A 26,930-nucleotide genomic window follows, 5' to 3' on the forward strand; every position below is an offset into this window, starting at 1 on the left:
ATTCCGGAACATGGGTACTGAATGGTGACACTGGAAGTGGGCCAGGGGCCAGGCAGTTTGAATTGGTTGTTGGAGAGGCGGGAGCAGGATTCACATCGTTTATTGGTCCGCCGGAGGACGGAAAGGGACGAAGCTGGTATCAGGCTTCCGCTAATATTGTCGCCAGCGATGAACCGCCGGATCAGTACGGACTTCTGACGGGTGCGTTGCAGTTGCGTCACCTGCTCAATAAGCTCGATGGAAACTTTGATGATGCCCAGGCAGGTGGTCGAACGGTGCACCAGCCCTCCGGTGCCGTTGTCGATGTCTTAATCACCCGAAGTGGGGCGATGCTGAGCCGGTGGTACTTTGATCAGAAGCAGTCCTTTCCTTTTGGCGTCGACATCACGATCGGCGAAGGTCTCGACGAAGCCCGGCTGTTGTTCGCGGACTGGGAGGAGTCCAGCCCAACCAGCAACGAAAAGAGTCCCATCCTGCCCGGCCGTATTGGCGTCATCGACTCAGACACAGAAGCTGTTCGCTGGCTGAACATTACCGAAGCCAGTTTTCGAACATCTGGAGAGACAAGATGACAGCATCAGACGCCCCCCCCGGCAGACCAACAGTACAGCCCGATTCTCTGACGGGCCAGAGTTTCAGAAGTGGAGCATTTGCAGCAGGCCTCGGTTTACTGGCAGGCGTACTCGCATCATCAATCTGTGCCCCGGTTTCCGCACTGGATACGCCTCCAAATGCATCTGTTGTCATTCAGGACCAGCAGCCGCTGATTGTCAAACTGTTTGGTGCAGGCGTCGGCAACCTTGATTCGTACGGAAGTGGCATTATTGTCTCCCCGGAAGGTCATGTGGTGACTGTCTGGAATCACCTGATAAACGTAGGTTATCTGAATGCCGTCACATCGGATGGGCAACGGTATTCGGTCAGCGTTGTCGGGACCAGCCGGGATTTTGATCTGGCCGTTCTCAAGTTAAACGCGACAGAGGGACGCCGCTTCAAATTTGTCGATCTGAACGACGCTGTGGATCTCGATGCCGGGGCGTCAGTTCTGGCGTTCAGCAATATGTTTCACGTTGCCACCGGTAATGAGCCCGTTTCTGTTGTTCATGGAACCATTGCCGCTCGTACTGAGCTTCAGGCCCTTCAGGGTCGCTGGCAATTTCCAGTCAAATCGCCCGTATTGATCATAGACGCCATTACAAACAACTCAGGTGCTACCGGGGGACTTCTGACCACGCTTTCAGGGCGCCCAGTTGGCTTACTTGGCAGAGAAATCAGACACCAGCAGAGCAACACCTGGGTTAACTATGCTGTGCCACTGACGACATTGAAGTCCGCTATCGAAAGCCTGATTGCAGGAAAACGTATTGAAACGGAGTCTGCGGAAGAATCCACGCGGCAGATGATTAGTGACCGCGAACTGACACGCCGATTCGGTCTGACACTGCTGCCGCCAGTGCTTGAACGAACTCCCGCATATGTGGATTCGGTGGTGAGTAATTCAGTCACATCAAAAGCTGGCATGCAGCGGGGTGACTTAATTGTTTTATTAAATGATAGCGTGATTACCTCCGTTACAGATTTTCGCCAGCGGCTCGCCGAGCTGAGGTCTGGCCAACCCATCAACATCACCGTCAGCCGAAATCAGCAGCTGCACACCATCGAATTTCGCAACCCGTAGGTTCTGCAGGTCCCTTCGGCAAGATCGGGATAAGTGCTCCTGGCACGCTGGCATCGTCCTTATCTGGCCCAACCGTTCCGGTGTAACCAGTCGGCGCATCGAAGGTTCCAGCTTGTAACCGGTTTTCCATCAACGGCCCGCAGTCCATAACCGTGCCCACCCGCGTCGTATAAGTGCAGCTCTGCAGCAACGTCATGCTTCCTGAGCGCCAGGGCCAACAGCAGACTGCTTGCCGGTGTTACAGGATCGTCCCATGCATGAGCCAGAAACATGCGCGGCGATTCTTTCGAAACCTTCAGGTCATCCTTCAAAGCCGTTCTTTCATCATTCGTCAGATACGCTGGATAAATGAGAATGCCGGCATTTGCCACACAAAGCTGGTCGTCAATCTGATCAACGGGTTCGTAGTGTCTTTCCGTCGCAAGGGCCGTTCGAGCTGCCGTGTCACCTCCAGCCGAAAAACCCAGTACGCCAACCTTTGCGGTATCAACTCCCCAATCCTGAGCATTGGCTCGGATCAGACTGATGGACCGCTGCGTATCCTGTACCGGCCCGAGCCATTTGGGATCCAGCTTTCCTGTGGGAACGCGGTACTTGACGACCACCGCAGTGATGCCAACGGAATTCAGCCATTCGGCGACTTCGGTTCCTTCCAGATCCCACGCCAGAATGTTGTATCCGCCCCCCGGACAGATCGCGACTGCAGCTCCGGAACGCTGACCTTCCGGTGCAAGAAAGACATGGGCCTGGGGAACGCTCACATTTCCAAGCTTGATGATGCGTCGCCCTGCGATCAGCCGGTCTGTGTCTTTCGTGAAGTCCTGTTCTTCACCAGCATCAATGGCCGGACCAGGCTGCGAACCATTCCACAGGTTGATCACGTAATCTGGCTCCCTTGCGACAACACTCGAAACAGTCATGGCGAGCACAGTAACTATTGCAGAAATACGCAGAGGCTTCATTTGCAGAACTTTCCGTCATGAAATTCAGGGATGTCGAACACTTCGAGTGTAGATTCAACACACCATCGCGTGAACTGTTGATACAAAACGACTTCCGCAAGTGTACTCGGTTTAACGGACAGCCTCGATCTGGCTGGCTCGCCATTCGGTCATGTAGGTGGCGTAAGCATCCCGGACATGGGGCTCACTTCTGCGTAATCGCAACTGCTGTTCATCAGTCAGATCCGGTTGTCCATAGTTCATCCAGTGGGCCCAGGTGTGCAAAGATGTGGCCTGATCCAACCTGGACAGCTCGGCAAGAGTGCTGTCAAAGTCACCACCGCATTGTTGCCGAACCTGCATTGCGACCTGCTTTGCCGCGTCAAAAAGCCCATTCCCGTTGATGTCAATCCAAACGGCACCCGTCACACTCATGCATAACGGCGACCAATGTGGAGAAGTCGGTTGGTATGGTCGAGCGACTGGCCAATGCAGCCGCCTGACGCCCGGGCCCCTCGCGACAGCCACCAGAAAACAGTCATTTGTAAACGGCCAGTTCAGGGGAACGGTCACTCGACATTTCAATCCGGCATACGATCGCTGTTCAGGTGACAGAATTTTCGTGTAGACACTCTTACCGTTCGCAAACAACTCAATTTCGTCTGCTTCGACCCACGAAGGTCCGTGCAGATCAATTTCGACTTCGTACTCCCCGGATGAAGGAACCATATCGCCGGAAGTAAACTCGCCATTTACTTTGATCGTGCAGAACAGACCACAACTGACCACAACGCGGCCATTCACGAAGTTCTCAATGGCCTGTGCTGTATCCAGAGCCCCAACGTTTTCGTCATTCGCCCGAATGTAGGTGCGGGCCTGACCAACAAAGTGCCGGGCAACGTCATGCGAATCGCTGCAGCCAACCGGAGTCAGCCGATGCCCGGCGTTCAGCATTCCCATCCAGTCGTCAACCAAACGCATCATATCTGTCTGCTGAGCGCCGGAATTGATGATCTCCATCGCGTTGACCTGCAATTGCCATCCATTCGCGCTGTGTCCAAGGGACGCAAGATGATTTCGTGGATCAAATGGACGGAACTGACTGTGAAGGTCGCGTGCATGATTCAGGATGATTGCCTGAACCGACGGAGTTGATTTGATTGACGCAAAGATTTCTTCCCACGTTTCAGACTTGAAGTTGGGCAGAGGCACTTGCTCTGAATCAACCGGGAAGACATTAAAGTGACCAATCTTTGTCGTGACTTCGTTTCCGATAACCGGAGTGAAGTAGTCGAGCATTTTCATTCGGTGCGCGACGGGAACGAAGTCAATGTGCAGGTTGTGGTCCGTCGCTACGGGAAGTTCGATGGCTTCGCCGGCCAGAGTCAACATTCGTTCTTCAATGGTCGCATCCCCGTGCCGGGAATGTGTAAACGTATGAACGTGCGTATCACAACTGACGAACCCCGAAGTGTCGACCTCGCGAACAAGTTCCATTCTAAGATTCTGTTCCTCGCCTTCGCGAAGGGTCACCTGCGTTTCGGCGATGCCATATTCAGGCCCGCGTCCCGCAATCAAGGTGTACGTGCCAGCTGGCAACAAGATCCGGGCCTGCCCGGTGCAGTAGATCACTCCCGGTCGAACCGCCAGCTCCTGAGAGGTCTCACACCCGGTTGTCATGAGCACTTCCTGGCCCATATCAGTTTCAGGTAAGACAGCTTCCCGCATCACTGTGATCCGACAGGGAATCGCTTTCCCGCGTTCTTCCACAACAACGAGAGTGGCTGTCTGCCGCAGAAACTCAGACCTGGCCTCGCGATGGAGCACAATCTGACTGACGACAATATCGTCTGGCACGGCCGCAGTCGTCGTGATACGCAGCTCATTCACGCCATCCATCAACGTATCAGGCGGAATCGAAAAGAAGGCTACTATTGGGTTTTCGTTGACATGGAGTGCGGCCAGTTTGGTGCCGTTAATGCTGATAAACCAGTTTTGTTTGACGTTATTTTGAGTAACTTCGAGGCACCATTCGTCAGGATTTGCCCGGGCCTCAAACTCAAGAACCAGTTCATGGGATTCGGGTGCAGATTCGAAGTCGGACCATTCGGGTTCGCTGCCATTTCGAAGGTGGTGTCTCGCGTCATCCAGAACTGTCGAAATAGCCTGAGCCAATACGTCATCAGTCAGGTTGAACAGACAACAAAGTGAGATAATGACCAGCACCCAGCGATTGAAACCAGTTTGCATTCGAGCACTTCTCCTGTCCGGCTGCAGGTCATGAAAACGATCCCCGCAGAACAGGATACAGATCAGACGCGTTCACGGCACCATTTCGCAGTGAACGAACTTAAACATTGACAAATCCTTCAGCGCATAGAAAAGCCGTCGCGAAACCCGCACTTCGCGACGGCTCAGACCCCGAAACTGCTCAACTGCAGTGAGTAACGATCAGCTGGCTCAGACCCATTCTACCTGAGCAGACCGCACCTGATTCAGGCAGACCGACCGGCAGTTCCCCACCGGTCTCTTGGCCAGATGAAATCGTTATTGAGCGGCAGTTCCGATGATCAGTTCTTCTTCCTCTTCTGGTATCACAATTCGCGGCGTCACCATCATCATGATGCTTTCTGTCTCGCGACCCACACCACTGTTCTTGAACAGACGACTGATGTAAGGAATCTTGTTCAGGATTGGCACACCAGCCATGTTTCTGCCTTCTCGAAGTCGTTTGACTCCTCCGAGCAGAACCGTTCCACCGTCTGGTACGCTTACCGTGGTTGAGACGTTGATGATTGCAATCACAGGCAACTGGACAGTACCAGATGAGCCGCCACCGGCCTGGCCCTGCTGACCCTGCTGGCCACCCTGTTGACCGCCACCACCGCCACCAAATCCGCCACCACCGCCACCGCCGAAGCCGCCACCGATGCCGCCGAATCCACCAATTCCACCACCGCCGCCGCCGAAGCCGCCGCCACCGCCGCCGAATCCGCCACCACCACCGATGCCACCGATGCCACCACCACCGCCACCGCCGATACCAGCAGCACCGCCGAAGCTTACCTGGGTGAAGGTCTGGATGTCGATAATGTTGGTGAAGTTTGGAGCCAGCGAAAGTCGGACGTAGCGTCGATCAGCAGAGATGACTGCAGTAACGCTCAGGTTGATACCATCCGGGAAAGCCTGGATGATCGGCTGGAAACCAACGGCACCCGTACCAACCACCGGTGTCTGTCCAACGACCAGGTAACGCGTTGTGAAGTCACTGACTGACGCGAATCCACCGTTGAATAGTGTCACCTTCGGAGCAAACATGATATTCGATCGTTCATCGGCCTGAGCGGCCTGAATGAAGAAGAATGCTTCGATGTCACTCAGGATGGCCATACCCATCTGAATACCCGCATCAGGATTGAATCCCCCGAAGTCAGGCACACCCAGTTCGAAAGAGCCCTGACGGAACTGGATATCATAGTCCGTCGTAAACTGACCGGGGGCAGACAGTCCAACGGCCTGTCGGCTGAAATCATCGCGTGGGGAATTCACGCGATTCACAGGGTCAAACAACCCGGTTGTCGTCCCCTGCTGTCCTTGCTGTCCCTGCTGTCCGCCACCGCCGTTCTGGTTACCACCGCGGAGGTCACCGCCCTGGTTGTTGCCACCGTTGCCGCCGTTAGCAGCACCACCCGGGAATGTCAGCTGGCGAGACCCGAAGGCTGGTACTCCTGCTGGATCGCCAAGAGTGTCCTGAACGTTGAAGTCGAAGTCGACACCAATTCGTTCGAAGAAGCGGTCAGACACACTGATGAATCGAACTTCTACGGTGACCATCAGGTCCTGCAGTTTGCGAAGCTGAGTCAGCAGATCCGCAATCTGATCATGTACCGGACCTGTTTGTCGAATGACAAGGCTCAACGTATTTTCACTCGTTGAGATCTGCCCTTCGCCGCCGTCAATGCTCCACGAGCCGGGTTCAACAGTCGTTGTGATCAAATCGATCAGGGCAGAAAAGTCCGTATCCTGGACCCCGGACGAACCTCCTCGACGTGGCGAACCACCAGGCCCGATGGAGACTGCCAGATCATCATTGACCTGGAACAGACCGTTCGAATTGCGATAGGGCTCCAACCCCGTTGGAACGTTCAGAGGATCCTTGGATGTAATCACTTCCCGCGAAACAACCAGATCCGCGACGTTGTAGACAACCGTATCGAACCGAGCTTCCTGATCCATGCGGTTACTGATCATCAGCGTTTCGTTTTCGATCGCATAGACGAGTCCGCCTGCCTGCTCCAGCAGCAGATTCAAAGCACTCTTCAATTGAATGCCGTCCACGTCAATACTGACGGGCTGAGCTGCAGTCAGACCTTCCGTTTCAAGAGCATGGCCCTTGATTCCAATGTTGATTCCGTGATTCGTAGCGATGTGTCGAATCACTTCCGACAAAGGCACGTCATGGAAATGCAGTGAAACTTTCTGTCCGAGACTCTTCTCAATCAGCATCTCGCTCTCAGTTCGATCGCGAGAATCCGCTCGACCAAATCGTTCACGGCGTGCAGTCATTTCCTTCCAGCTTTTTGGAAGAGCGTACTCACCCGCGAAAGGAACGGCGGAGTCTTCGACTTCGTTCAGAACGTTCAGGAATCCATCCGCCTTGCGTTCACGCAGATCTTCATTGAAGGCAATCTGTCGCTGCAGCTTGGCCTTTTCAACCATGATAACAGTGGCAGGCAGCTTTGGATTCAGATCCCGAGCTTTCTTGGCAACCAGTTCTGCTTCAGCATACCGGTGTTCCCGCATCAGCTGATTGAACTCTCCGGTCAGGTCAGCAATCTCCTGCTCGATACGAATCTGAGCCTTTGTCTGACGCTCAATTTCTTCCCGAACGTTGCGATTCTTTGCTTCCTGTGCGTACCGTGGTGCAAGCTGCTCTTTCCACTGACGAATCGAAGTCTGGCTGCGATGGATGTAACCCGACAGCGTCTCAATAGCTTCGGTACTCATCGGTGCCGACTCAACAGTCGCCAGCGTATTATCCAGAATCTGCAGTGCTTCGTCCGGATTCTCTTCCTTCAGTTTCTCTGCTCGGAAGACACTGTTCATGACTTCTGTCCGCAATCGTCCATAACGAACGTCAGACTCTTCAGAGGCAGCTGTCAGAGGATCCGTGTTCGACATAGGTGCCATCGGACCTTCATCGGTGACATCGAAACCCGGAAGATTTTCCTGAGCAGCAACCTGCTGTACTCCGGAATCACCTGCAAGTGATTGCAGCAGATCCTGAAGATTGCGTCGCTTCTGCGGATTCAGTTCACCTGCATTCTGCCAGGCCGATTCGAATGCGGCTTTGGCAGCCGCACGACTTCCACTGCGGTAAAGTGCCATACCTCGCTGGTATGCCGCGTCAGCGGACTCACCTTCAGGGTGAATCACCCCAAAGTCTGCTCCTGCGTCATAGCTGACCGGAGCGATCGTTCCACCCGCAGAAGGCCGTGTCGTTGCGGAACCTTCCGGAGTCATGTCCACAGGACTCCGGAACCCAAACGGATTGCTTTCCTCAGAGTCGTTGGCTGCCAGAGTGGCGTGCCCTGCATTCACGGTTTGCCCCTGACCACGAAGGGCCAGATCGATATCGTTGATGATCAGTTCCGGACGATCGTCGAGCACACCGTAAGTGACATTCAGGTGACGAGCCTCATCCGCCTTCTGGCGAGCTTCATTGAAACGACCAGTCGACAATGCCGCGCGAGCTTCATTCAGCAGTTCTCTGGCTTTGACAGCCTGCGGTGAATTATCGGCCACCGATTGCGAAAACGCAGAGTCGCCGCTTCCGGCCGCAAGTCGTTCAATATCACGCAGGACCAGTGTCGGACTGTCTTCAAAGGTTCCGTAGGCGACATTCAGCTCGGCTGCCTGCTCTGCAAGCTGCTGCGCTTCTGACAGCTTGCCAGCGTCCATTGCCAGTCGTGCCTGCTGAAGCAGGGACGCAGCTTTCTGGTAATCTGCGGAGTGTGACTTTTCCGGAGCTGCAGTATTTGAGCCGGCAAGAAACGTCTTGCTGCTGTCGGCTTTGTCAATGTCAGCGAGAACGTGTTCCGGCCGATCATCCCAGAGCCCCCATGACGCATTCAGTTGCTTCGCCTGAAGTACCCGTGATCTCGCAAGGGCAAAATCACCCGCTGCAAGAGCCTGACGAGCTTCCGTGATGAAGCGCTGGGCCTGTTTCTTCCGAAGCAGGTCGTTGCTGGTGGCGGGCTGCTCTTCTTTTGTCAACGCCTGCTGAGCCGCAGCTGCAGCAAATGGATTCTCAGAAGCAGCTGGTTCGCTATCAGCTTCGATGTCGTCCCATGCAATGGAACCGGCATCCGAAGCTGGCTTTGAATCCAGCGACTTCAAAAACTGAGCTGGCGTTTGCTCATCTGGTCCCCACGTCGTGGAGAGAGCATTCGCAGCTTCGGCAATTCGACGAGCTTCGTCGGTGTTGCCTTCCTGAGCCGCCTTTCGAGCATCCTGCATGAAGCGACGAGCGACGGAGCCGTAGCTGTCACCGCTGGCAGAATCTGTCTGGGCTGACAGCGTTCGAGATGGATCGCCGCCGCTGAACAAATACAGCGACACGGCCATCACCGAAGCGCACGTGATGAGTCCGATGGCCTTGTGCAATGTAGGTTCCTCCTTAAGGAATGCTCAGCGATCTCGTCCTGAGTGACGCTGGCGGTCGTCCATGACCCATTGGCCATGTGGTTTCTGAGTTTTGTCTTTTGTCATATCCGGGACTGAAGCCCCGGACCGCTGGTTCATTATTTCTGTTCTTCAATTGTCAGGCCTGATGTCCCGCAAAAGAGCTTCCCGGGGCGCGAGGTCACGACGATTGAAAGCGGTTGATAGCTCAGGAAATCAGAAAGGGTCAATACGATGAAATTGACTCACCCTGTCTTTTTTTTTCGGATTGGGTTGCCACAGCTCCCCATCGGCAACGCCTGCCGATGGCACAATGACGCCCGACTGAAACCGCCGAATTCACGATCCTCCCACACGCGAAAACAGCGTATCACGCTGCCGAATGCGATCACTGAAGTCACGCAGGAAGGCGGATTTCACGTCGGAATGCCCACAAAGACGCCATCGGAAACCGGGAATCCCCGCCTCAGGACAAAAATTTGCGAGGTTCGCCATTGCAGAGCTCGCGACGGCGCAACACTCAGAGCCAAATGCCAACGCCCCCAGGCATTTGAAATGCCTGGGGGCGTCTTGTCGGCTTCGAATTGATCGGGTCAGTCCGAGCCCGTGTTATGCCAAACCGGCGTTATGGCTGCGCGGTGTTATGGCTGAACGTTCGCGTCCCGCCACTCGTAAACAGCAAGCGAATTCAAACCGCGAATCAGAACCCGACCCTCATCCAAAGCCAGGTGAGCCCAGGTCTCTTCCTGCCCACTACTGAACTCACCGAGCAACTCATATTTCTCCGGATTGGCGCGGATCAGCATCAATGTTCCATTCTGATTGAGACCCAGGATGCGGTCTCCATTTGCAATCATGCTCATGTACTTGCCAACAGGCTGAGATGTCCATTTGCGTTCACCATTCCGAAGGTCGATACAGGTGATCCGCTCATTCTGCAAATGCAGATAGGCATGATCATCAATGATGACGGGGGTCGACATGTAACCCTGAGCGTTGTTCGACCAGGCTTCCGAAACTTCAAATGCATCCTGACTTCGCTGACACGAAAACAACCACGACTGGTTTTGGTAACTGCTGGTGAAGATGGCATCGCCGTACACTGACGGAGTCAGAATATTCATCCCTCGAAAACTGGGGACATCCTGATCCCACAGCACCGATCCGTCGTCTAAGCTGATCCCCGCCAGTTTGGTTCGCGTCTGAACGACCAGCTGCCGGAGACCTCCAATTTCTGCGATCACAGGCGATGAAAACGCGCTGCCCATCATCCCGCCGGAATCCTGTAATGTTCGCCAGATGATTTCACCGTCTGACTTCCTGATGCGAACGAATGATGCGCCAGCCTGAACGTAGAGCGAATCGCCGTCAGGCAACGGGGACGAGACAAAGCCGAATGCAGGCAGCGGGGCCTGCAGGAGCTGAGGAAAATCAATCCGCCAGATTTCTTTTCCGGTCCGGGCCTCAAGGCACACAAGCACATCCCTCATACCACCAACATACAGGTAGGTCCCATCACAAGCCGGTGTGGAGCGAATCCAGCTTCCGTTGGAAGCAGCAAAGAAGGGAACCGTCAGTGCACCTGGCCACTCGACACGCCACAACTGCTCACCGGTTTCCCGATTGAAGGCGATGATGGCTTCGTTCTTGCCGTCGATTGTTTCCGTTGTGAAAATGGCATCACCGCAAACGACTGGCCCGGAATAGCTTGGCGAAAGATCCTTTTTCCAGACTTCGCGCACGACATCTTCTGACAGGGTCGCTGGCCACTTCCGGACATTGAACTGACCATTTCGAAATGGCCCACGCCACTGATTCCAATTTTCTGCAGCCACCATTTCCGCTGCCGACTGGCTGGCTTCCTGACAACGGGCGACCGGGAAAGCCGGAGAAGCAAACACCGCTGAAACCAACAGCAAAACCACCCTCGGGAAAGTACACGGACAGAACTGCATCAGAGCCCCCAATCCAAAAATAGCCAGCGAAGAAAGTCACTCAGGAATGGAAAGTTCGTCCAACCAGCCCCTGAATTTCCCCCGGGAACCGTAACACCGAAAGTTGTTTAACCATCGCTCACTGCAGATCACCCCGGCAGACAGAACTTTATTGCCATTCGTTCCCGCAGTCTTCTTTATTGCGGACACTTCGCAGGTAAAACCAGGCCTGAACATGAACGCCTTCATGTGGTGGCTGGAGTTTGATCTGCCGACGTTCGTACAGAAAGTTGGCGACTTCTTCCGCGGCATCGAGTTCATCCAGTTTTCGGAGATCCACAGAATACAACTCACCGCAAATTGAATTGCCTGTTTGTCCCAGCGAATCTACTTCCACGAGACCCGGATATTCTCCGAGATCAAAGAGCCTGTACTTCGGCTGGGTGGTCGCCGGCCCGAGGTAGATTTGATCATTCAGCAAAAAGTGAAGATCATGCCCCCGTTTGAGCGATCCGTAGACAAAAATCTGAGTCGTTTTCGGGTTCATAGTTCGCGTCGGCATACAACAGACTGAAGGTACTTCGAAGTGATGAATGAGCACACAACCGAACTGCGTGTTCGTTATAGTGAAACAGATGCCATGGGATTTCTCCACCATTCGAACTACCTGACCTACTTCGAAATTGGTCGAACCGAATTGTTTCGTGCCCAGGGCGGCAGTTACCGTCGCATGGAAGAAATGGGGCACTTCCTGGTGGTTGCGAAGGTCAATGTCCATTTTCGGCGTCCCGCGCGATACGACGATTTGCTGACCCTGACCACGCGAATCGATAGAATTTCGCCTGCCAGGATCGAGCATTCGTACAAGCTGTACCGGGGCGAAGAACTACTGACAGAAGGTAATTCTGTCATCGCATGTGTGGACACCAATGGTCAGTTACAGCGAATCCCTGACGATATGATCGATGTCTCATCGAGTTAGGAATGGCGTCCCGATACGATCCGGAAACCACGAAACGCAGCGCAAGCTTTGAGCTGAACTGCAAATCGCCCGATTTACCGACAACTTGCCCCAGGAATCGAAGCCGCCTCCCATGGTTGGCATCGCCGCGTATCACCGCCCACAAACTTGACTCAACCTTCCTGAATTACCCGCTCCCTGGAAAGCCAGGCAAGCTGTTTGACAATTACCTATCCCGGAACATAGGTTGCGCAGAAGTTTTGGGCGGGCTTGGAGGCTTTTCTGTGCCTTCATTCCGCCCTGATGTCGGTCACGACTGACCGGCGAGCGTTTCAGTGCCCCCGACGGAGGATTTGAGAGATGTATCGTTTCGGAATTTTGATGGTTAGTGCGGCATTGCTGCTGACTAACTCGGCGGAAGCAAAGAAGAAGAACAAGTGCTGTGCATCACCGTGCGGCCACGTCGTGTACTCATCCTGTGGTGGCTGCAACGTCCAGCCTGTTAGCTACTCAAGCTGCCACGTACAGCCATCCTGCGGCAGCTGCCATTCGGCTCCTGTCTACCACGCCAGCAGCTGTGGATCTTCATGCGGCACTGTCAGCTCATGTGGTTCATCATGTGGCACCGTTAGCACATGCGGATCTTCATGTGGCAGCTGCCATTCGGCTCCTGCTTGCCACGCCAGCAGCTGTGGATCTTCATGCGGCACCGTTAGCTCATGTGGTTCGTCATGTGGCAGCTGCCATACGGCTCCCGTACACTGCGCAAGCAGCTGCGGATCTTCATGTGGCACTGTCAGCACATGTGGATCTTCATGTGGCGCTGTTAGTTCCTGCGGTTCTGCCTGTGGCGCAGCTGCCCCATCATGTGCTGGCGGATGTCCTGCAGTCAGCGCACCGGCCGCAGCTCCAGCTGAACCTGCACCAGCTGCAACCGCTCCTGCCGTGGAAGATGCACCAGCACCTCCAGCAGAGGTGAAAGCTCCAACCGCCTGATCATTTCGATCGAATATCGCATGACTGCGATCAGAAAGATCACGTAGAGACGTTGATCCAAAGCGGCAGGGATGCCGCTTTTTTCATGCGCTTGCTCCATTCAGAGCCGGATTCCTGGCTATGCGAGTCCGAAAATCGGGCAGATCCACGGAGCCCCGAAACGTGTTCAACCTCAGAAACAGTCAGCGTTAACTGCAGTGTTTACCGTGCATTTCCGGCGGGATCTCCCATCCTCATTTCTGAAGGGTCGATTGAATGCTGCGTTGGTTTCCGTAGACTATTGAAGGACGTATCAGTGACTTTTGTCGGCGCGGCATTGTCATGCAGGGCGTCCCTGTCGATGAATCTCCCACCTGAAATCCATCCTCTTTTCCAGATAGTCAATCCACCGAAATCAGGCCGGCGCGACCATCGGTGTTGTCTTTCCCTCATTCACGCTGCTGACTAATCCGTTTCAGCGAAGGGTTCAGTTTGATGAAAGCTTTTGTGCTCACTCTGCTGGGTGTTTGCCTCATGTGTCCTTCCGTTCTGAGCGAAGACTGGCCGCACTGGCGCGGACTTCGAATGAACGGCCTGTCGGGAGAGGCCTCACTTCCGGACAGTTGGTCCCCGAAGGGTGAAAACCTGCTTTGGCGAAAAGAGGAATACGGAACTCGATCCAGTCCCGTGGTCATGAACGGCCGCGTTTATCTGGTCTGTCGTGCATTCCCCGAAACAACCAAAGAAGGCGAGAAGACTGTTTGTCTGGATGCTGTCACTGGTGAATTACTCTGGGAAAGTATTCACAACGTTTATCTCTCGGACGCTCCGGCAGAACGCGTCGGTTGGTCGAGTGTGATCTGCGATCCGGATTCAGAACGAATCTACGTTCTGGGGCTCGGATGCGTCTTTCAGTGCCTCGACGCAAAGACTGGAAAAATCTATTGGGAACGCTCGATGAGCGAAGAGTTCGGAATGCTTTCCACCTACGGTGGCCGAACGAACTTCCCGGTTGTTTTTGAAGACCTGGTAATCATCAGCGGCGTGATGACCGGCTGGGGAGAGACGGCTGTTCCTGCGCATCGGTTTATCGCATTCGATAAGATCACAGGAGAATCTGTCTGGTTCATAAGCACACAGCCCAAGCCCAAAGACACGACCTACAGTACCCCCGTGTTCGCCCGATTCAATGGTCAGGACGCGATGGTCGTTGGAGCCGGAGACGGGGCGATTTACGCCTTGCAGCCACGCACCGGGAAGATTATCTGGAAATATCAGGCCTCTACCCGAGGCTTGAATACAACGCCCTTGGTTGATGAGCGAGGGATCGTTTATTGCGGGCACAGCGAGCAGAACGCGAATGACACGACCATTCTGGGTTCCATTTTTGCCTTTGACGGTAATACCACAGGAGAAGTCAAAGAATCCGATCTGCTCTGGAAGCAAATGAAACGCACTGTCGCACGCAGCACTCCAGTCAAGCTGGGCGATCGAGTCTACTTTATCGAAGATGGTGCGAACCTGGTCATCGTTGAAGCGGCCACCGGCAGGATCGTTGGTGAAAAGAAGCTGGGCCGAATCATGTTCGGCAGTATGGTTCACGGTGACGGAAAATTCTATGCCATTGAGAACACCGGACGATCGTACATCCTGAAGCCCTCGGACAAAGGCGTTGATATCATCAGTCAGACCCGTCTGTCGCAGGGTGAAGAAGTATTTGGTTCTCCGGCAATTTCGGATGGTCGTATCTATATCCCAACCATCGAAGCGCTGTATTGCGTCGGACTGGAAAGCGCCGCCAAGCCTGTTGAGAAACCTGCGCGACCACGGCTCAGACTTTCAGTCTCTGGTGGCGCCGGTTCTGGCGGAAATCGGACGGCTGAAATTGCAACCATTCTTCTCACACCGGTCGAAAACCTGATCAAGCCAGGTGAAACACTTCAGTTGTCGGTTCGAGCCTATGACGAAAAAGGACGGTTCCTGAAGGAAGTCACAGAGGCCGATATCACTGTCGAAGGCGGAGGAAGCGTCAGCAACAAGCTGCTCTTTACCGCGCCGGATGGAGACGCTCCAGCAGCCGTGACCCTGAAAGCGACGGTCGGCGATCTGACCGCCAGTGCGAGAGTCCGTGTCATTCCAGCCCTGCCATGGAAGTTCGATTTCAATGATGGCAAGGTTCCTCCCACATGGATTGGAGCCAACTACCGACATAAACCCGCGAAAGTCGAAGGCGAAGACGTACTCGTAAAGATCAGCACCATTCCTCTCGGTACACGCAGCCAGGGTTGGATGGGATGGACCGATCTGCATGACTACACAATTCAGGCTGATTTTCTTGCGACGGAAACAGACGGTCGGCTGCCGGATATGGGTCTCGTGAATCAGCGCTACACGCTCGATCTGCAGGGATCTCAGCACCTGCAGATTCGTTCGTGGACACCTCGACTGGAATTGCGTTTCGCGAGAACTGTCGACATGCAATGGTCTGCCGGAACGTGGTACACCATGAAATTCCAGAGCGAAAACAAGGACGGCAAAGCCATTCTGCGAGGTAAGATCTGGCCAAGAAACTCATCTGAACCCACGGAATGGCAAATCGAAGCAGCCGACGAAACACCAAATGTTATTGGCAGTCCGGGAATGTTTGGTAAGTCATCGGATGCCGAATTCTATATCGATAATGTTCAGGTGTACGCAAACTAGCAGAACAAGAGTCAAACGAGCCGGGCATGAGGAAGATGAACCTTATCGCCCGGCTCAACCATAAAGGAAATCCATATGCATCATCCAACGAATCGCAGCTTTGCAATTCAGTTCACCACAATGCTGTCAGCCATTCTGGCACTCTCAATTGCAACTGCGGAAGACCCTACTCAGTTCGTGCGTGAATCCATCAGCAAGATGAAGGTTGGCGCGAATGACTGGCCACAATGGGGTGGCACAACCCATCGAAACAATTGTCCGGACGCGAAGAACGTACCCACCGAATGGGACGTTGACAGTGGGAAGAACATTCGCTGGAGCATGAAGCTGGGCTCCGAAACCTATGGAAACCCGGTTGTTGCCAACGGTAAGGTCTATGTCGGGACAAACAATGGCAATGGCTATCTGGAGCGTTACCCCAGCTCCGTCGACCTTGGATGCCTGATTTGCTTCGACGAAAAGACCGGCGAATTTCTCTGGCAGCACAGCAACGAAAAACTGCCAACCGGACGCGTCCATGACTGGCCCCACCAGGGCGTCTGTGCCGCGCCCTATGTCGATGGGGATCGGCTCTGGTATGTGACGAATCGCGGAACAGTTGTGTGCCTGGACACAGAAGGATTTCATGACGGCGAAAACGACAGCCCTTTCGTGAATGAAACGGTACCTGACGACAAAAAGGAAGCGGACGTCATTTGGGTACTCGACATGATGAAAGCTCTGAGCGTTTCGCAACACAATATGTGCAGCTGCTCGCTGACCTGTGTGGGTGACATGCTTTTCGTGAATACAGGGAACGGAGTGGACGAAGGGCACGTTACAATTCCGGAAGAACGCGCTCCCAGCTTTATCTGCATCAACAAGAATTCAGGCAAGGTTCTCTGGACGGACAACTCCCCAGGCTCCAACGTTCTTCATGGGCAATGGTCGTCACCAGCCTACGGCGTATTCAACGGCGTCGCTCAGGTACTGTTCTGCGGTGGCGACGGATACCTTTACAGCTTTGCTGCAGAAGGAAAGAACGGTAAATCAGACCTTCTCTGGAAGTTTGACTGTAATCCGAAAGACTCGATCTATCTTCTGGGGGGTCGAGCGACAAGAAACCACCTGATCGCAACACCTGTGATTTACAATGGATTGGTTTATGTGGCTGTCGGCGAAGACCCTGAGCATGGCGAAGGAAATGGACACCTGTGGTGCATCGATCCAAACAAAAGAGGCGATGTCAGTCCCACTCTGGTCTACAACTCAAAAGAACCTGAAAAGCCAATCGCTCACAAGCGACTTCAGGCGCTGATCGAAAAAGAAGGCGACTTCGAACGCGATAATCCCAATTCTGCAGCGGTCTGGCATTACGTCGGAGCAGATACAGAAGAATGGGAAACGACCATGCACCGCACATGCGGGACTGTCGCAATCAAGAATGACCTGCTGTTCATTCCGGACTTCAGTGGCCTCGTGCATTGTCTTGACGCAAAGACGGGCAAACCGCACTGGACCCACGATATGTTCGCAGCCTCCTGGGCGTCGCCATTGATCGTGGAAGATCGCGTCTATATCAGTGATGAAGACGGCGACATTTCGATCTTCAAGTTGTCTGCAGAAAAAGAACTTCTCGGAGAGTTGAACATGGGATCGTCCGTTTACACTTCTCCTGTTGTGGCGAATGAGACGCTGTTTATTGCGAACCGAAATCAGATCTTCGCGATTCAGAATGGTGCTCAAAGTGACCCGGCTGAATAAGTTCTGCTGAATCAGAACGATCAAAAAATAAAGCCCGACACGAAATGTGTCGGGCTTTTTCTATTGATGGCACTGTTGGCGGCAGTCCGCGCAATTTATTGCACAGTACCGGGAATCTGATGAATCTGCTGAACCAGATAGGTCGCTCGCCCGCGCGAATCCAGTTGGGCAGAATCAATTTTCCCCTGCACCTGAATCACTGAACCGGGGGAGATTTGTGCCAACTGCTGCGGTTGCAGAATCAGCGTCAAATCTCCCTGAAACGTATCATCCGCGGCGGGATTGTATTTCAGGCTCCAGGTACCGTTTTCGTCCTGCGACAATAATCCCTGCAGCCATCGGTACCCATTGACATCAAAACCGTACGAAACCGGACGCGATACCGTACTGGCCAGGACGAACTCCGGGCCAGAGTCCGCAGGGGTTTCGGAGCTGCCGGGAATGACCATCGCGCCAGGGCCACTCGGAAAGTTGTCATCGTAGAAGGAACCGCCGCCGCCGGCTGGATCTTTCGGCTTCGGCACAGGATCTTCGCCGAACATGTTGCCCCCCGAAGTGGAACCCGTTCCACCGGAAGGATTCGACCACGTATCCTTCGGGTCATCTTCGTACGTCGAAGTCGGGCTTCCGGGTGAGTAGGGAGGGGCATCTGATTGCGGCACGACCAGCGTACCCGGCGAACCGTATGCCGGGGCTCCATACATCTGCGGAACCTGGTTTTGCGGGTACTGGTACTGTTGAGGATATTGGTAAGACGACGGACCGTACATGTAGCCGGAGCCCATCGGCTGCATACAGCCAGTAGCAGACACTAAAAGGCACGGCAGTGCCCAGTAGCCGTAAAATCTGGACATCCTGAAACTTCCCTGTGGTAAACGCGCGGCGAGGAAGGATAGGCGACGCAAGACACCGCAGAGGCTGGGCGTAGAGACGTCGGCAGACGGGTAATCTGAGAAAGGTGAAAGGACGCCGACGCTCCAGGAACATCAGCCTTTTCTGCGACCAGCAATCACTGAGTCGCAGAATTCACCGGTGGTTTACCGAAACCCGCAAATTGTGTCCAGATGATTTTCGGATCAGTCAACTCCGACGTTGTGCTCAATACTCCGAGCTTCGTCTGACATCCAGTTCTGCTTGAACCAGGGATCCGGATCCTTCTCTATACGCCTCCCCGTTCTGCCTATTTTCCCAACATTATCCCAGTCTTCGTTCAAGGCATCCATTGCGTCCTCATTGTCAAACTCGGCAGGCTGAGCAAGTCTGTCGATCAGGCAGCCAGTTGACGAAATTAGTAAACCTGCAACGATGCCAAGTCGAATGCTACGGAACATGACGCGAGTCCAGTTACTGGAACGGAGGCAGAATTCATGAAGCTTGCACCGGAAGTCTTCAGTATCTGTTCGTTTGCGCCCAGACGGAAACAACCAGCAGGAACGATTTCATGACGTCTCTGGATATTTTGATCGTTGCGCCGCATCCCGATGACGCGGAAATCAGCGTGGGTGGCCTGATTGCATCTTCCCGACGGCAGAATCTGCAGGTCGGTGTTCTGGAACTGACAAACGGCGAACCAACTCCCCATGGAAGTCTGGAAATCAGGCGGGCTGAAACGGACGCAGCAACCCGGATTCTCGATATCCGGTGGCGTGAAAGCCTTGGCTTACCCAACCGCTCCCTGCAGCCAACGCTGGAAGCCCGTCGCAAGCTGGCTGAGGTATTTCGGCGAACCCGGCCCAGGACTATTCTGGCCCCGTACTGGCAGGACGCTCATCCGGATCATGTGGCAGCGAGTGCCCTATGTGATGACGCACGATTCTGGTCGAAACTCAGTCGTTCGGACATGGATGGTGAGCCCTACTGGCCACCAAAACTTCTTCATTATTTCAGCATTCACCTTCGAATCCACCCTGCTCCTTCCGTCGTTATAGATATCTCGGAAGACATCGAATCCAAGATGCAGGCAGTGGAGTGCTATAAGAGTCAGCTGGTAACTGGACGTGACCAGACTTTCCCGACCGTCATCGACGATATTCGTGATCGAGCTCGATACTGGGGCTGGTCCATAGGAAAAGCTTACGGCGAACCGCTGATGAGCCGTGAATCCATCGGTATCGACGGATTGAATGTGCTCGTTTAATCCAGGCCCGCTCTGTGTTAACTTAACCTAACAGTCTGTCGAAAAACGGGACTGGCTCAAGCAGGAGACCTTAAAACGCAACGGTTTCCAGTCGTCCTGCGTGCCTGTCCTGATTTTTCAACGGACAATTAAGCCTAACGACGGCGACGACGAGGGCGCGGCCGAAACTCCGGTTCCACATCTTCAATGATTTCAACCTCATCGACGACCTCAACCTCATCGATGACATTGATCACTTCGACGTCTTCGACAAACTCAATCACCTCAACGTGTGGCACATCGTCTTCGCAAAGATCGACAACCTCGACATCGTCAATGACTTCGATCACATCGAAGGAATCAACAACCTCAACTTCATCGACAAGCTGGATCTCGTCACTGACAGACTCTGCGGCGATGATTTCGACATCATCCAGTTCATGCACATCGTCTGCAATCTGAACGTCGTCCACGACGAGGATCTCGTCACCTGCCGGAATAACGCCAGCATCATCAACCTCGGCAAGCATATGATCCGGGAACACATAGCCTGACCCGGGGTGTTGCGCCACAATCGCGTCCGGATCTTCGAACCGGCGAGCGTCGTCAAGCTCTATGACCTCGTCAACGACTTCGACGGCAACCTCGACGTCGTCAACGATTTCAACAACGTCAACATCAACAGAACAAATGTCGTCTTCGTCAACAATTTCGATGACATCGTCATTTGGTGAAGCTGTCACTGTCTCATCGACAAACGCAGGCATTTTTCTGCCAGCGACTTCACCTTTGCGTGGACCCTTCGCAGCTGGCTGAACGTTCTCGTAAAACTGAAACTGAACGTCTCCAATGGCAACACGCATGCCGTTCGTCAATTGGTGCTCTCGTTCAACTCGAGCACCATCAACCCAGACTCCGTTCATGCTGCCGAGATCACGAATAAAGAACAGGTGATTCACCTGAACCAGAGCGCAGTGCATGCGAGAGATTTTCGAACTGAAATCCAGAACAGAGTCACATTCCGGGCTGCGTCCAATGACAACAACGGCACGATCAATCGGTATCTGTCGCCCTTGATTCAGAGGGTGAAGCAATGCAACCATGTCGAGCAGTCTGCAGCGAAAGTAATGAAAAGAAATGACCTCAACTGGGGCGATTCTGCCGACTTCAAAGTATCAGTGCCACTGAAATTGAGCCACAACAGCAGGAAATCGGCGAAACGCAGTATCAGGTGAGGCGGATTTCGGCGCGTGGCCAGCCACGTTTCCAATATCAGACCGGCAACTTCTACATCGCCCGGTACTCCGGCCCACCCAGAAGAACTTTTCCCGAGACGGACCGGTTTGGTACAAACAGAACAACGTAGGTGTTACGACCATTCTGAATGTTCACGGGGATTCTGAGTGGATCCCTTTGCCCGGCGGTGCGAATGCAGACTTCACTATCACCTTCCGGCAACTGTGTACGGGCAACTTCAATTCTGGCTGGAAGAAGGCGCCAGGATCGAAGGTCCGGACGCTCCATTGCTTCCCAGATGACGCCTCCAATATTCACGGCCAGATCGACAAGGCTGTTGCGTGTCACATCCTGAGATTCCTTGACCGCATAGACCGCACCCTTCTTCACTATTCGGCGAGCAATCGCCCGGGCAATTTCCTGATCACGGTGTGTGCGATAACTGTCCACGGCCGCCTGATTGAGATCCACAAGCGTCAAAAACGTCAAAGGGATGCCTTGCGACGGGAGGTGGTGCCCGGCGGTTTGAACATTTCCCGTGAGGAATCCAGCGGGTGGTGTGTCCGCGCTGACAACGGGATGACCAATCTGAACGGGAGCAATGGTAGGAGGAAGACTATGTTTGCCTGTCGCACTCAGAATCCGATCGGCCAGCAATAATGCTGTCGAAGTCGGTTCAGCGGACTCGCTTTTCCATTCAGGTGCCTGACCGACCATTGCAATGACATGAACAGCTCCCCACCCGGCTGGGCATTGCATTCCGAAGCCACCCGAATCAGCAACAGCATCGCGATCTGCAAATTCTTTGTTCCAGACGCCGACTTGATTTCGGGCCGTTTCGGCTAAGTCCTGTCGAAGAATGCTCTCTGACATCACAGCGGTTGTCAGATACGCAGCCATCGCCAGTGGCTGCAGAGAAGCGCTGGATGTGAGAGAATCAACACCGCCCGTTCCGTGCAGTGTTTCATGGCTTGCCACACGGACAACGCTGGATTCATCGCCCGGCGTACTTTGGTTTCCAGCAGCCTTTTGAGAGGCTGCGACCAGTGTTTTCAATTCATCGTTGCATCTTTTTGTAACCTGAGTCGCGTATGCAAACGAATCCGTGCCATTACTGACAAGGCTGCTCAGCAACAGAATGTTGTCCACCATCAGCCGCTCGTAGTCTCTTCCGGACCATGCAATTGCATTTTCATCGCTCAGGAATGCAGTCACCTGCTCGCCGGCATCTTTTTGCGTGAGGTAGTCCAGCTTGAGCCGCACTTCGCGGAGGGCACTCTCACATTCCTGAGCATCGCCATCAGCCAATGCGACGATGGCATGATCAAGAGTCAGCAGTTCCTTTTCGGCTCCACGAGATTCCAGAGACCTCGTGAGTTGCTCGCGGGAGTCAGCAAGCTGACCTGCTTCGAAGTAATGTACCGCAGCCAGGTGGGATTTCTGCCATGAATGGCAACCGGTCAACAGAATGCAGTTCAACACACAGGAGACACGAAACAACTTTGCGATGGAATTCATACCCCGCATGCTTCGCGATTGCAGTGACTGGTCATTCTTCATGAGTCACGACCAAACAACACCCCCTGTGAATGCACAGGCGAATTCATTTCCGGAGGGCACATTCAACCAGAACTGCCCTGAAGCAATTTAGTAGTGCTTGATCTTACCCAGAAGTGATTTGTGGTAACCCTTCCGCAATTCAGCAGATTCCTTGATTGATTCACCTGTGTGGATATTCAGCAGATCCAGCGTCAATGTGTAGTTTCGCTGATAGTCACCGTTGCTGTTCGTTGTGCCTGAGGTAATGGTCGCAAACAACAGATAGTCGAACGGCTGATCCACACGTTCAAGAGCCGCCTGCAGCTCTCGCTGTCGCTCCGGCAGAAAAAGAACTTCCGGACGACAGCGACATTCACCCATCGCTGCTTCAACATAACGGCGGCTGATCATCCGAAACTGGTCGTGACTGCTGACCTGCGAATCAATCTGCTGGTAGATCTGTTCACGAAAATCGCCGATTTCTTCGCCACTCTTGTTCTCAACACCAACAAAGCAGACCGTCCGTTTTGGGCAGGCATCATTGCCCGCAATCGTCAGATGCGACGCTTGATGAATCGTCGACATGGACCGACCCATCAGTCGAGCCACAGATTGCTCCACCAGTGGCTTCCATGTCTCCGCGCCGGCAGTATGGCTACCAACCATGTCCTTATCATCGGAGTCGAGAACATGGGCATGCTGAGTATTTCGGCAGCCGGTAATTGCAAGGGAAAGCCCCAGCAGAAGATTGAGACCAGACATCCGAGTGAACAGCATGGCTCACGAGACTCCATTCAATTTTGGCCCTGGCAGAAGCAATGGCTCCTGAATTTTCGGCGAAGGATAAGTCAATGCCCCGATTTCGACCAAGGGCAACAGCCGCCATCAATTCAGACTGCTGTTGTTCAGCGATTTCGTAGTTCTGGAAATCGGCAGAACCTGCGCGGATGTCGATTTCTCCGGACTCATTTCTCTGTGGACTTATCTGTCAGCTTAAAACGCTTCGACCTCCGGAATTGTGCCGTCGAAGGAAGAGATCTGCGGAGAACTCAGCGCGTTTGACGCAGAAACAGACCTGGCTGGAACCGGCGAAGCCTGTGTGAAGACGGGATCCGGCGTTGGCGAGAGGCCTCCTGCGGCAGCCGGAGCGGGTTTCGGAGTTGGGGTGGGGCCGTTGTCATTTACTTTGATGCTGCCTGGTACAACCGACCATCCCTGTTGCAGGAGTGGATCAGATTGAATCACAGAGTGCACCGACGGCATTTGCCCAACAATGGTTGGCGATCCTGCAGGACTTCCGGAAACATTCGGAACTGATGCTGACAATGAAGCCTGTTGCACGGGGTTCCCCGCGACCGACATGCCAGATGCCGGGATTGCCGAAGTCATAGACAGCATCGTTGGCGTTTGCTGCAGAGCACCTTCGCTGATCGCTTGCGGCGACATCATCGCCATCTGGTCAGTTACGTAAGGAGACTGGGCGACCTGCGAAGGCATTCGCTGCATTTGTGCAACTTGCTGCTGGAACTGCATCTGCGCAATTTGCTGACCCGTACTGGGTGGCCCGAAAACTGTCTGTTGCCGCGGCATCTGGTACGGATGGACACCGCGGGCCATCGCTGTGGATGCGACTGCATGGTTTGGTCCTGCTGACTGAGCGGCCATTGCCATTCTTGAATGGACATCGGGCTGATTCCAGTCCGCTCGAAGTGACTGCTGATACATCGCAATCGCCTGATCGGGACGTCCTGCATCCTGATAATACTGCCCCAGGTGAGCAAGCGCAGTCGGGTGGGCTGGATTCACCTGAAGTGCCCGTTGAAGTGACTGGGCTGCTGCGTCCTGTTGCCCCATTTCCCGCTGCAACCAGGCAAGTTCAACGTGCGATTCAGGAACATAAGGTTGAGTCGCCGCCCAGGTCTGCAGCAGTCCAACCGCCTCCTGTCCACGACCGGTTGATGCCAGCATTTCTGCCATTCCGTGATAGGCTGGCTGGTGCGATGGTGAGATCGTCAGCGCCTGGCGATAGAGCTGTTCCGCACCGACGGTGTCCCCCATCTTCCAGCGGGCCTTCGCCAGGTTCGCCATGTAATCGGGGTTCGTCGGATCGTTGTACAGAGCCTGCTGGAACTCGGAGGCAGCAGCCTGATAATTGCCTTGTTCGTAGTAGCTTTGACCAGACGAATTCACCACGTAGCCATTCATGGAATAACAGCCGGCGAACGTCACTGAGCCGAGAAGGATCGCCATTTGGCGAGTCAGCTTTCGCAATACGTGCAGACGCATGGGGCGAGGCTTTCAGGAGATGAGCAATTGATTGCGGAGAGCATGAGAAGTGAGAGAGGGTGCTTCCGCAGGAGGGAGAGTTGAAAGATACGGCCGCTGAACTTTCACGGCAATGGCGAACCTGCAGTGAAAAGGGATGAAGTTTTCTGACGAAATCAGTTGGCGACCGATGGACCGGCAGATCTCGCCAGTGTGAAGTCGACACCTGAGCGCGAAAAGCGACAGCAGGTTCCTCAGTACTGCGCCTGAACTGGCTGAACAGAACTTGTCGCTGGATCGTACTGTTGAAGGCTTTGGTTATACTGGGATTCCAGCTGTTGAAGCTGCTGATCGTAGGCCGCAAGAGGGTTAGGGGCGACAACAGGTTGACTGTTGGCGCCAGCAGTCGTTGTCGCATACTGCAGTTGCATTTCGTTCTGCCACTGTTGCGCTGGCAACGTGCTGGCTGGCTGCGAAAACATGGCACCATTTCGAGTCACTGATGGCTGAACTACGAAATTCTGAGCAACTGGATTCTGCCCGACGGGATTCGGAGTGCCGATCATTCCGTTCGGCATGAACTGGCCACCTCCGCCCAATGAAGGACTGGAAGGTGCAGGATAAGTCTGGCCTGTTTCGGAAGGCATCCCTGAAACTGTAGTCTGCATGGATTCAGGATTGGGTTGATTCACAGGGAACAATGCTCCCGGTGCTGCATTCAGACCTGCGAGTAAAGGATTTGAGCCTGCATGTATCGGTACCACAGTGCCAGTCGCCTGAATTAACGGGTTTTGACTTCCGCTTGGCGATTCGCCTGTGTTTGGGATAGCGGCTGTATTCGGAATGGCAGAAGGGGTGGTTGGATTTCCAGCGACGATTCCGGCACCGGGACTCTGCGAGAGACTTGCCTGAAAGGCAGGAACAGGACCTGCCGCGGACGAATTTGCCATAAACCCTTCGCCCCCCATTGATGGCTGACCATAGACTGTGGCCGGCATGACGATCGGCGCCTGTGCGGTTTGAACGTTCACAGATTGCATGGCGTTGCTGGCTTGAACGGCGTCCGCCGCCTGGGCCGACTGCGGCCATCCAGCGGGTTGCATCATCTGCGAATTTGAAGCCACTGCCTGATGGACCATTGGCGTCGGTATTGTGTTTGCGCGGTCGACGTCCTGTTGTGTCAAAGCAGCAGGAACGGCCCCCGACAGTGAATTCTGATAGCCCGGTTGGGAAGTTTGCCCCGCCACCCATGGATTGACGGCCGTTGAGGCAAGGTGACTGGCCGGTGGAGCCGAACGACGACGACGCTCTGCTTCTGCTTCCAGTCTCTTTTGCTCTGCCAGTGCCCTCACCTGCTCAAAACTTGCCCCCTGAGGAACCGAAGTATTTGCGATGCCGCTGGGTGAACTATCCCCATATACCGGCTGAGATAAAGTCGGGCTGGTCGCCACCTGCAGCTGTGATTCCAGTCTTTGCATCTGCATTGCAACCTGATTTGCCGGGTGGAGTTTCTTCAATTGCTCTTCAGCAGCAGAACGGTCGCCCTGCCTCAGCGCAAGCATAGCCAGGTTTTCCTGAGCCTTTTCATGTTGGGGGTTCTGCTCAACGGCTCGAGTCAAATAGCTGGACGCTTCGTGGAATCGATTCTGAAGCAAATACGAATAACCAAGATCATTCAGCAAACCGGCGTCCTGTGGACGGGAGCGGAGCGCTTGTTTGTAATGATATTCTGCGTCTGACCAATTCTGCCTGAGGTCGGCAATCATGGCGATTCCATGATGCGCCGTGGCATTCGACGGATCGCTGTCAAGAACGGACTGAAACGCATTTGAAGCGTCATCCAGTCGGTCCTGCTGGATTGCCTGAATTCCCGATGCCACAAGTTCGTCAATTCTCGCCCTCGAAGCAGGCGCGGGTGTACTCAGCGCAGCATCCTCACGGGAATCCAGCGAAGCAGTGGGAACGACAGACTCAGGCGTCGGTTCTGTTGCATAGTCGTAGGCACGCGTATTCGAACCGAATGGCAGCCATGCGAATGAGTTTTGGCTGGCAGTCTGGCATCCCGAGAGACCCAGGATGACAAACAGGCACAACCAGCGAGATGATTCTGGCATGGTAGGCTTCCGCGATGGAGAACTGGATTGAGGCGTCGAGC

20 protein-coding genes are annotated in these 26,930 nt (G+C 54.2%); 6 read left to right on the plus strand and 14 right to left on the minus strand.

Annotated elements, in window-relative coordinates:
• The coding region (locus R3C20_24600; protein ID MEZ6043690.1) for a hypothetical protein at window positions 1-572 on the plus strand (572 nt) is incomplete at its 5' end.
• On the plus strand, window positions 569-1,678 hold the full coding sequence (locus R3C20_24605) for a S1C family serine protease (protein ID MEZ6043691.1): 1,110 nt from the start codon (window positions 569-571) through the stop codon (window positions 1,676-1,678). The genes R3C20_24600 and R3C20_24605, both read left to right, overlap by 4 nt.
• Before the next feature lie 59 nt (window positions 1,679-1,737).
• Here the strand turns inward: R3C20_24605 and R3C20_24610 are convergent, their stop codons facing one another.
• The 5 genes from R3C20_24610 to R3C20_24630 form a co-directional block, all read right to left on the minus strand.
• Window positions 1,738-2,640, minus strand: coding sequence for an alpha/beta hydrolase (locus R3C20_24610; protein ID MEZ6043692.1), 903 nt, complete (start codon window positions 2,638-2,640; stop codon window positions 1,738-1,740).
• Between the two features lie 111 nt (window positions 2,641-2,751).
• Window positions 2,752-4,869, minus strand: a complete 2,118-nt coding sequence (locus R3C20_24615; protein MEZ6043693.1) for a CehA/McbA family metallohydrolase — start codon at window positions 4,867-4,869, stop codon at window positions 2,752-2,754.
• A gap of 297 nt (window positions 4,870-5,166) precedes the next feature.
• Window positions 5,167-9,285: a hypothetical protein gene (locus R3C20_24620; GenBank protein ID MEZ6043694.1), complete on the minus strand. Its 4,119-nt coding sequence runs from the start codon at window positions 9,283-9,285 to the stop codon at window positions 5,167-5,169.
• A gap of 659 nt (window positions 9,286-9,944) precedes the next feature.
• Complete coding sequence (locus R3C20_24625) at window positions 9,945-11,222, minus strand: PQQ-binding-like beta-propeller repeat protein (GenBank protein MEZ6043695.1); 1,278 nt, start codon at window positions 11,220-11,222, stop codon at window positions 9,945-9,947.
• 184 nt (window positions 11,223-11,406) lie between these two features.
• Window positions 11,407-11,784: a gamma-glutamylcyclotransferase family protein gene (locus tag R3C20_24630; protein ID MEZ6043696.1), complete on the minus strand. Its 378-nt coding sequence runs from the start codon at window positions 11,782-11,784 to the stop codon at window positions 11,407-11,409.
• A 42-nt stretch (window positions 11,785-11,826) separates the two neighbouring features.
• Between R3C20_24630 and R3C20_24635 the strand changes: the two genes are divergently transcribed.
• Entirely contained in the window at window positions 11,827-12,219 is a 393-nt protein-coding gene (locus R3C20_24635) for a thioesterase family protein (GenBank protein ID MEZ6043697.1), read from the plus strand.
• 539 nt (window positions 12,220-12,758) lie between these two features.
• Here the strand turns inward: R3C20_24635 and R3C20_24640 are convergent.
• Both R3C20_24640 and R3C20_24645 read right to left on the minus strand, forming a co-directional pair.
• Window positions 12,759-13,001: a hypothetical protein gene (locus tag R3C20_24640; protein MEZ6043698.1), complete on the minus strand. Its 243-nt coding sequence runs from the start codon at window positions 12,999-13,001 to the stop codon at window positions 12,759-12,761.
• An 86-nt stretch (window positions 13,002-13,087) separates the two neighbouring features.
• Window positions 13,088-13,294, minus strand: coding sequence for a hypothetical protein (locus R3C20_24645; GenBank protein MEZ6043699.1), 207 nt, complete (start codon window positions 13,292-13,294; stop codon window positions 13,088-13,090).
• Window positions 13,295-13,668: 374 nt separating this feature from the next.
• Between R3C20_24645 and R3C20_24650 the strand changes: the two genes are divergently transcribed.
• Together R3C20_24650 and R3C20_24655 are read left to right on the plus strand one after the other, a co-directional pair.
• Window positions 13,669-15,876 carry a PQQ-binding-like beta-propeller repeat protein gene (locus tag R3C20_24650; protein MEZ6043700.1) on the plus strand — a complete coding sequence of 736 codons (2,208 nt, stop codon included), beginning with the start codon at window positions 13,669-13,671 and terminating at the stop codon, window positions 15,874-15,876.
• Window positions 15,877-15,951: 75 nt separating this feature from the next.
• Window positions 15,952-17,619: a PQQ-binding-like beta-propeller repeat protein gene (locus tag R3C20_24655; protein MEZ6043701.1), complete on the plus strand. Its 1,668-nt coding sequence runs from the start codon at window positions 15,952-15,954 to the stop codon at window positions 17,617-17,619.
• 95 nt (window positions 17,620-17,714) lie between these two features.
• On the opposite strand, the gene R3C20_24660 is transcribed toward R3C20_24655, so the two are convergent.
• Window positions 17,715-18,473, minus strand: a complete 759-nt coding sequence (locus R3C20_24660) for a hypothetical protein (GenBank protein ID MEZ6043702.1) — start codon at window positions 18,471-18,473, stop codon at window positions 17,715-17,717.
• A 222-nt stretch (window positions 18,474-18,695) separates the two neighbouring features.
• On the minus strand, window positions 18,696-18,950 hold the full coding sequence (locus R3C20_24665) for a hypothetical protein (GenBank protein ID MEZ6043703.1): 255 nt from the start codon (window positions 18,948-18,950) through the stop codon (window positions 18,696-18,698).
• 110 nt (window positions 18,951-19,060) lie between these two features.
• Between R3C20_24665 and bshB1 the strand changes: the two genes are divergently transcribed.
• A complete protein-coding gene (gene bshB1, locus R3C20_24670) occupies window positions 19,061-19,756 on the plus strand; it encodes a bacillithiol biosynthesis deacetylase BshB1 (GenBank protein MEZ6043704.1) in 696 nt (231 codons plus the stop codon).
• A gap of 134 nt (window positions 19,757-19,890) precedes the next feature.
• On the opposite strand, the gene R3C20_24675 is transcribed toward bshB1, so the two are convergent.
• From R3C20_24675 to R3C20_24695, 5 genes are all read right to left on the minus strand, one after another.
• Window positions 19,891-20,838, minus strand: coding sequence for an FHA domain-containing protein (locus R3C20_24675; protein ID MEZ6043705.1), 948 nt, complete (start codon window positions 20,836-20,838; stop codon window positions 19,891-19,893).
• Window positions 20,839-21,022: 184 nt separating this feature from the next.
• The gene (locus R3C20_24680; GenBank protein MEZ6043706.1) at window positions 21,023-22,531 is read right to left on the minus strand and encodes a hypothetical protein; all 1,509 of its coding nucleotides are present in this window, start codon (window positions 22,529-22,531) and stop codon (window positions 21,023-21,025) included.
• An 87-nt stretch (window positions 22,532-22,618) separates the two neighbouring features.
• Complete coding sequence (locus R3C20_24685) at window positions 22,619-23,287, minus strand: penicillin-binding protein activator LpoB (GenBank protein MEZ6043707.1); 669 nt, start codon at window positions 23,285-23,287, stop codon at window positions 22,619-22,621.
• A gap of 216 nt (window positions 23,288-23,503) precedes the next feature.
• Window positions 23,504-24,796, minus strand: coding sequence for a tetratricopeptide repeat protein (locus tag R3C20_24690; GenBank protein MEZ6043708.1), 1,293 nt, complete (start codon window positions 24,794-24,796; stop codon window positions 23,504-23,506).
• 233 nt (window positions 24,797-25,029) lie between these two features.
• Window positions 25,030-26,889: a tetratricopeptide repeat protein gene (locus R3C20_24695; protein ID MEZ6043709.1), complete on the minus strand. Its 1,860-nt coding sequence runs from the start codon at window positions 26,887-26,889 to the stop codon at window positions 25,030-25,032.
• Window positions 26,890-26,930: the final 41 nt, after the last annotated feature.

The sequence above is a fragment of the Planctomycetaceae bacterium genome (assembly GCA_041398825.1).
Lineage (GTDB): Bacteria > Planctomycetota > Planctomycetia > Planctomycetales > Planctomycetaceae > F1-80-MAGs062.